Below are 7,224 nucleotides of genomic sequence, written 5' to 3'. Positions count from 1 at the left end.
CACAGTTTGTTTGGTCTTTTTATGCTTAAACATGAACTTTCTTTCAGCACCAAAGCTGATTGACGCAATTGCGGTGTCCTTGCCCAGGGATCTTTCGTTGTCACTGTGCCAGGACATACCCTCGTCGCCGTCGTGGTAAAGATTAAGCAGGCAGGAATTGAATCGACTGTTGCTAAGCTTTTCTGCGAGTGTTTTAAGCTTAAGGAGTTCCTTCGTCCATGGGAGCGCCTGTTTGGTGGTATTTGAATAAGTGTAGGCAAAATCATTTTCGCCATACCATGCAACTTTTCTTTTAGTTACGATATGCTTGCCGAAGATGACAGCCTCATCATTTTTCCATTTGATAGTTTGAAGCAGCGTCTCAAGATATTGCTGATTTGCTTTTGGCTCGATTATTCTGCCGAAGTAGTTCACTACCCCGTCGAAAGGCAGCAGGTTGACAACAGGTTCGGGATTAAACAGATCCATTCTTCCAGATTAAATATTTACTTCTCATACAATTCCCGCAAGGCCGATATCCATTCTCTGTTGCTTCTTTCTCCAATTTAAAAAATACCCTGTTGGATCGAGTCATTCTCTTTCCGGATTTGCAATTAAGGGTGCCGTAAATTTTCAGCTTGCTGTTACCGCCCAAGCAGACTTCCTGATTCTTTATTTTCAGGGGTAAGTCCAAATCTGTGATCTCACTATGCTTAATCATATTAACTCAGTGCATCGTGGAATATTATTCCCAGGGTGTACCGCTGGCCACTGGCCACTTCACTTACGCCATGTTTCATATTTATGCGATAATAGCCACGCAGACCTTTTTCGGGACGGAAGTTTGTCGTAAAAATAAGCATATCGCCTTTTTTGGGTTTTAGAACAATGGCCTTCGATTGTGCGCGGGGTATCTGCTGCATAAGAACAAATTCACCGCCGGTAAAGTCTTTATCAGGTTCCGTAAGGAACAAAACGCATTGTATCGGGAAAAACACATCCCCATAAAGATCCTGATGCATAGTATTAAAACCGCCCTTCCCATATTTCAGTATCAACGGTGTAGGTTTATTCTGGCCATTGTTTTTGCACTCGGTTTGTAAGTCTTTCAGATCTTCAGGGAAGGTTCTTTCTATATTCAATACTTTCATCCACAGATTTGCAACTGGTGCAAGCTTTGTATAAATAGTTTCGCGCAGCGCTTGAATTAACGGAGGCAAAGGATATTCGAAGTACTTATATTCACCACGTCCAAAGCGATAACGCTCCATGACTACAGTTTTCCGGTATATTTCAGGATTTTCATAATTAGCAACCAGATCGTCACATTGTTCAGGGCTTATAAATTTCGGAAGTAATGAATAACCCTTCACATTCATTTCATCCTGCACCGAATTCCAGTGGGCGGATAAGGCTTGTTGATTCAAATTCATATTAACCGGCTTTGTTTAATTTTGCTGCTTCCCAACCGATGATCGCACTTTTCCTGGTAAGGCCCCACATATATCCTCCGGGCGCACCCCCTGATTGGATAACCCTATGACAGGGAATAAGGAAAGCAACGGGGTTACTTCCAATCGCGGTACCCACAGCTCTTGACGCGTTGGGCCGGGTGATTTGATCAGCGATAGTGCCGTAGCTCGTTAACTCTCCCATCGGAATCTTCAATAGAGTTTCCCAAACCTTTAGTTGGAAGTCTGTTCCTTTGAGATGTAATTTTATCTGGCTTAGCTTGCTCCAATCGTGCGTGAAAAGATATAAGGCATTTTGCTGTAGTGGATCGAGAAGCTGTTTAAAAGCTGCATTTTGAAAGCGATTTGTCAGGTCGGTTAATGCGGTGTGTTCTTGTTCCGCAAAGGCCATGTGGCATATTCCTTTTGGTGTTGATGCCACCAGAATATTACCGAATGGACTGGCAGCGTAGCTGTAATTAATGTTCAGTTCGGCGCCGCCATTTTTATACTCGCCCGGGGTCATACCTTCGATCTGTATAAACAAATCATGAAGCCGGCCGGTGCCGGATAATCCTGCCTGGTAAGCCGCGTCAAAAAGTGTGGCTTGTTTGTCTTTCAATATCCCCTTAGCATATTCGACACTGATATACTGAAGAAATTTTTTGGGGCTCACTCCCGCCCAGTCTGTAAACAGTCGCTGGAAGTGGAACGGGCTTAAATTTACTTTCTCAGCAATCTCTTCAAGACCGGGCTGCGCTCTGAAATTCGCCCTTATATAATCGATCGCTTCCGCGATTCTTGAGTAATTTATCTGCTCGGATGTAGTCATATTATTTCTCTTTGTTAAACAAAGGTAAGCAGATAAGGTCCCTTCAAAACCCGAAACTTGCTCAATTTACCTGTAAACATTGAATTAATACCTGGTCATTGGTATTTATACTGGATTTCAAAAAAATAGTAAACCTTTCAAAAACAAAGGTGTTAGACCCTTTATAATCTAAATAAATACTATTATGAAACAACAAAGTAAAACTATGTCAGCGGCTGACAGAGAAAAAGATAAGTCAGCATTGCTAAAACTTTTCACGGATGAAATTAAAGATCTTTACTGGGCGGAAAAGCATATGGCAAAGGCGCTTCCCAAAATGGCGAAGGGTGCAACTTCAGAACAACTGAGAGCTGCAATTGAAAAGCACATCGGCGAAACTGAAGTTCATGTTACCAGGCTTGAAGAGGTTTTCGGGATCCTCGGTATTAAACCTCAGGCAAAAAAATGTGATGCAATGGAGGGACTGATCGAAGAAGGGAAGAGCATTTTGGAGGATACTGAGGATGGAACAATGACCCGTGATGCAGGAATAATTTTGGCAGCTCAAAAGGCAGAACATTATGAAATTGCCAGCTATGGTACATTACGTGTCTTAGCCTATACTCTGGGTTTAACCGATGTAGCGGAGATATTAGAAACAACTCTCGAAGAAGAAAAAACCACAGATGTTGGTCTTACTGTGATTGCTGAAGGCTTCGTTAATGAAGCAGCCGCACAGGAAGTAGAATAACGCTTAGCCTTTATAATGGAGAGAGCCATGCCGTTTTGGTGTGGCTTTTTTTGTGATTGTTGGTTTTTGGTTGTTCGTTGTTGGGCAAAGCGTTTAGTCCACCCAGGCTAACAACCAACAACTAACAACCAATATTAGAATTAATTCTTCTTATAAATAAACTCTATATTTTGGTTCTTATTCTTCAATACTTTGGAGATTACCCGGTTGTGCGCTTCATCGCTCTGTTTGACGCCATCAACGATGAGTTCGTTATTATTGATTTTGTATGAAAACTTTTTAGGATCCTTAACAAGTCCCTGTGCGACCAGTTCTCCGTTCACCTGGTTGGTGAAATCATTTGTGTTATTGTTCCTATGCAAATTACTATTAGGGGCATATGAAATCGAGCCGCTTCCATTGAATATATGGGAGTATCCCATTGGGGATCCGCCTTCTGCCGCCGGTTTGGATTTTTCACGTATTTCTTCAGCAGGCACTACTTTCGGACTTATGCGGATTACTGGTTTGACAGCAGGAGTTTCATGAACCTCTATTGCGGGAGAAACTTTTGAAGTTATGCGGATAACAGGTTTTATAGCCGGAGTTTGGCGGATCTCTACTGCGGGCGCTACTTCAATTATGATTGGTTTAAGCGGCTTTAATTTGGATATTTCTGCCGGTTTTGCTTTAATCGCCCTTAAAGGCTTTACCTCAGCCAAAGGTGCAAGCGGTGGTATGGGGGGAGTTGCGGGAACGGGTGGGGTCGGCGATGCTGGTGGCGATGCAGGAGCAACCGGTACCGCTGGTGTTGCCGGAACTACAGTGTCAACTAGAGCAGAAAAAGCCGCCTGTTCAGAAAAGTTATTGAAAGCTGCAAAGCGCTTTCCCACTTTTTCTTTATCAAAACCTACTACACTGGCTAATCTTATTGGCTCTGCTCCAAAGGAAACAGCAATTTTCGGTGTGTCAAACTTTTTAAATGCTGTAAACGCCCCTTGTTGAAAAGTTTTTCTCTCGCTTGTTCCAGATAATTTGACAGCGTCATTGAACTGGACAATTTCTATTATTTCATTCGTATAATCATTTAGTTTTTCTTCGGCAATTTTCGTGGCGTCAACATAAAGCTCCGTTACCTCATCATCCTTCATAACGATCTTATATGCTTTTCCTTTGTGCAAAGCCTTGAAAGTAGTTAGTCCGCCATTATTAATTGATATTTCGTGGATACTTGAGGCCGGAATAGTATCGGCAAATGGTGCGAACGCTTTCTCCACCGTTGGAAATGCCTTTGAGATTGTTGACACTACTGGTTTAAATGTTTTGCTGATCTGTTCTTTGACTCCATCTGTGAAAGCAAGGTTTAGCAAGCCTGAAACTACCAGGCCGGATGTTAAAATGAATTTTTCCATTGGATTTAAGGTGTCGTTTTGGTTGTAAATAATTCGTTTCGTTCGTTTCAATAAAGTGTTTTCAGATCCCGCGAAAGCGATTGATAATTGCGGGTGCTGAATTCTGTATTCTTCAAAAGTTATCAGTGCCCGTACGTAGTCTATTTTATTGCTGCTATTAGCGATCGCCAGATCATCGCAGCAATTTTCACGTTCGGCTCTTAAATGGCTGGACATCCACCAGATAGCAGGGTTAAAAAAGAATAATACTTCAATAAGGCACTGGAAGATGTTTATGAAATAATCCTGTCTTTTAATATGCGCCAGTTCGTGGAGTAAAATAGCTTCCACCTGTTCTACGGGGATAGCAGCAAGCATCCCCACAGGTACCAATATCACCGGCTTAAAATAACCGACCGTAAGAGGTATTGATGTCAAACCGGATTCGGCAAATCTTATCGCCGTTGTTATGCCGATCCGTTTTGATAAAGTGGTTATCATTGTTGCCCACTTTGTTCCCGGATCCAATATTTGCTTGTTTTTAAGATCTGAAATTCGCTGAAGCCCGAGAGATAATCGGATCCCCTTAAAGCAAATGATCACGAACCACATCATTACGATACTATTTGAATAGGAGGTTAGAACTGAGAAAGCTTGATTCAATATATCTGAGGACGCCGTAACTTGAGACGGAATCGCATAAGCCAAGCCGCTGTCATTTCCTGCCTGCATCTCCGCTGGAACATTTATCATGTTAAAAAATGTTATTAGCGTACAGAGTATAAAAAACAGCATGCTTCCGGCAAGGATATTATAGCGCTCTGAGGAAGACAAATTCCTTGTACCCATGATGATCAAGCCGGAGACACCCGCTAGCTGCCGCCTGCCACATTGAGTGAAGTAGGGTTAGATAAACCGCTTTTATGAGTTCCTGAGTATCCATAAATTCAAATATTAGGCTCATTTAATTCCTATTTACTGTCGAGTTCTTTTAATATTTTTCTAAGCTCCTCAAGCTCAGCCTTCGAAGTTTTCTTGTTGCCGATAAGCTGCATGACAAGTTTAGATGGCGACCCATTATAAAGTGTATTTACAAAACGGTCGAGCAAATGGCTTTTCGTTTTATTCTCCTCTTCGGCCGGCCTGTAAATATGTTTCATATTGCTTTCATCACGAAGAAGCAGGTTCTTTTCAGCCATGATCTGCATGAGCTTTAAAGTAGAGGTGTAATTTACCTCGCGCTGATCATTAAGCTTATCGTTGACAAGCCTTACCGTCGAAGGGCCACACTCCCATAAGACCTGCAAAATCTCGAGTTCAGATTTTGTTGGCTCAGCCTTTTTGTTTTTAGCTTCTCTGTCTTCCATATACTAAAGGTAGGAAATCTTTCGTACGAATCAACATCTAGCTTAATATTTTTTGTTAAATTTTGTTAAATCTATGTTTGCGCAATAAAAAGCCTTGTAAAATGGTGGTTTTCCAGTATTTGTATAAGTCGGTGATTTACAATATTTGAAGATCTAAAAGAGAAAGACATGAACCCTGCATCTACCTATGCAATTAACGTATACTCTTTTCAGGAACAAGATATGGACAAGAGTACCGAACATTGGAAGGGCAAGCGTGCTTAGTTAACATAACATTGAGGAATGGAAATCATTATTAAAAGAGCATCGTTCAATGCAGACGATTTTAATTCGGAGAATAATTGCCGGCAGTTCGGTTCTGCGAAAAACCTGGACGGATTTGTGGCGATAGAAATAGCCGATCAGTCGCTTGATGCTTTTAAAGAAACGCTGCGTGACACATATGCAGTGCTGGATTCAGAATATGGGAACCCGGTTTTGGAACAGCATCACGCAGAACAACTGGAAAGACGTCAGATGATGATCCGGCAGATTATTACGAAGATGTTTAAACCGGTGTAGAACAAAGAGCCAGGAACCAAGATCCAAGACTTCCACCGACCGCACCTTTTTTGTTAACAGAGACCATAAAACCTACTTCAGGTGTTCTATGACCTGTTAATACCTAACTGTTTATCTGGCTCCAAACGTTCGATTCAGTGGTTTCTGGTCTTTATTCCTTGTTCTTTGCTCTTTGCTCATATTTTAGTTAGAACATTATATCTTAGCCCTCGATTAAGATATCCTTCATGGTACTGCACATCATTAATATTATATTTTGTTTATCCTTTGTTGTCTTTGCCTGGTTCAACCTGAACGACAAAGATTCCTGGCTTTGGGTTCCAATCTATCTTGCTGCCTCGGTTTGCTGTGGGCTGGCTGGTTTTGGTTTTTTTTATCCGCTCGTATATCTCGCTCTTATTGCATTTTATCTCATTTATGCTGTGATCTTATTTTTTGCGCGGGATGGGGTGAAGGATTGGATTGTAAAATATAAGCAACCGAGTATTACAGAAAGTATGCAGGCTACCAAGCCGTATATCGAAAAAACAAGGGAATTCTTCGGCCTCCTTATTATAGCAGCGGCACTGGCAATCAATTATTTTGCATCCTCAGAAATTTAAAGAATTAATATTTTCATTTGGATATAGTTGCTTTTTAATGGCAATGAAGCTTGCATGAGCTTATATTCAAGCTTTTGTGAGCGGTAAGCTCCTGCAGGTTTCGTTACAGTGTCAGATTGCGCGTGGCTAATTCTGATTGTTAATTGTTTTTGTTAATTTTCACAAGTTTAATGCTCTTGACAACAGACAATTCAATAACCGGACATGTTTGATTACGATGCAGAAAGATTACGAGGTGTCATACTGGAGATTGCCCGGTCAAATATTTCCTCCGAAGCCGGGGTGTGGCTTTATGAACGACTGGGTTCGACAGAAGCCGGGGTTATAAATAC

Annotated in this window: 8 protein-coding genes and 1 pseudogene; 3 read left to right on the top strand and 6 right to left on the bottom strand. The window is 41.6% G+C overall.

From position 1 onward, the window contains the following. The 4 genes and pseudogenes from WKF69_RS17290 to WKF69_RS17275 form a co-directional block, all read right to left on the bottom strand. Positions 1-468, bottom strand: a pseudogene (locus tag WKF69_RS17290) (alpha-ketoglutarate-dependent dioxygenase AlkB); the annotation flags it as partial. After that, positions 455-700 (bottom strand): Ada metal-binding domain-containing protein, encoded by a 246-nt coding sequence (locus WKF69_RS17285; RefSeq protein ID WP_340383476.1) that lies wholly within the window; start codon positions 698-700, stop codon positions 455-457. The gene WKF69_RS17285 and the pseudogene WKF69_RS17290, both read right to left, overlap by 14 nt. Position 701: 1 nt before the next feature. Further along, complete coding sequence (locus WKF69_RS17280) at positions 702-1,412, bottom strand: 2OG-Fe(II) oxygenase (protein WP_340383475.1); 711 nt, start codon at positions 1,410-1,412, stop codon at positions 702-704. Position 1,413: 1 nt separating this feature from the next. Then, on the bottom strand, positions 1,414-2,262 hold the full coding sequence (locus tag WKF69_RS17275; RefSeq protein ID WP_340383474.1) for a methylated-DNA--[protein]-cysteine S-methyltransferase: 849 nt from the start codon (positions 2,260-2,262) through the stop codon (positions 1,414-1,416). 205 nt (positions 2,263-2,467) lie between these two features. Here WKF69_RS17275 and WKF69_RS17270 point away from each other — a divergent pair, with 205 nt between their 5' ends. Beyond that, positions 2,468-2,992 (top strand): ferritin-like domain-containing protein, encoded by a 525-nt coding sequence (locus tag WKF69_RS17270; RefSeq protein WP_340383478.1) that lies wholly within the window; start codon positions 2,468-2,470, stop codon positions 2,990-2,992. Between the two features lie 140 nt (positions 2,993-3,132). Here WKF69_RS17270 and WKF69_RS17265 read toward each other — a convergent pair whose 3' ends face one another. Next, on the bottom strand, positions 3,133-5,115 hold the full coding sequence (locus WKF69_RS17265; protein ID WP_340383473.1) for a M56 family metallopeptidase: 1,983 nt from the start codon (positions 5,113-5,115) through the stop codon (positions 3,133-3,135). Between the two features lie 218 nt (positions 5,116-5,333). Beyond that, the gene (locus tag WKF69_RS17260) at positions 5,334-5,729 is read right to left on the bottom strand and encodes a BlaI/MecI/CopY family transcriptional regulator (protein WP_340383472.1); all 396 of its coding nucleotides are present in this window, start codon (positions 5,727-5,729) and stop codon (positions 5,334-5,336) included. 282 nt (positions 5,730-6,011) lie between these two features. On the opposite strand from WKF69_RS17260, the gene WKF69_RS17255 reads away from it, so the two are divergent. Continuing rightward, positions 6,012-6,290: a hypothetical protein gene (locus WKF69_RS17255; protein WP_340383471.1), complete on the top strand. Its 279-nt coding sequence runs from the start codon at positions 6,012-6,014 to the stop codon at positions 6,288-6,290. Between the two features lie 227 nt (positions 6,291-6,517). Further along, positions 6,518-6,892, top strand: coding sequence for a transmembrane 220 family protein (locus WKF69_RS17250; protein WP_340383470.1), 375 nt, complete (start codon positions 6,518-6,520; stop codon positions 6,890-6,892). Positions 6,893-7,224 lie beyond the last annotated feature (332 nt).

Origin of the sequence: Daejeonella sp., assembly GCF_037719425.1 — a bacterium.
Classification (GTDB): Bacteria; Bacteroidota; Bacteroidia; order Sphingobacteriales; family Sphingobacteriaceae; genus Daejeonella.
Note: the sequence above shows the minus strand (reverse complement) of the source record. Positions and strands in the feature narration are given on the sequence as shown.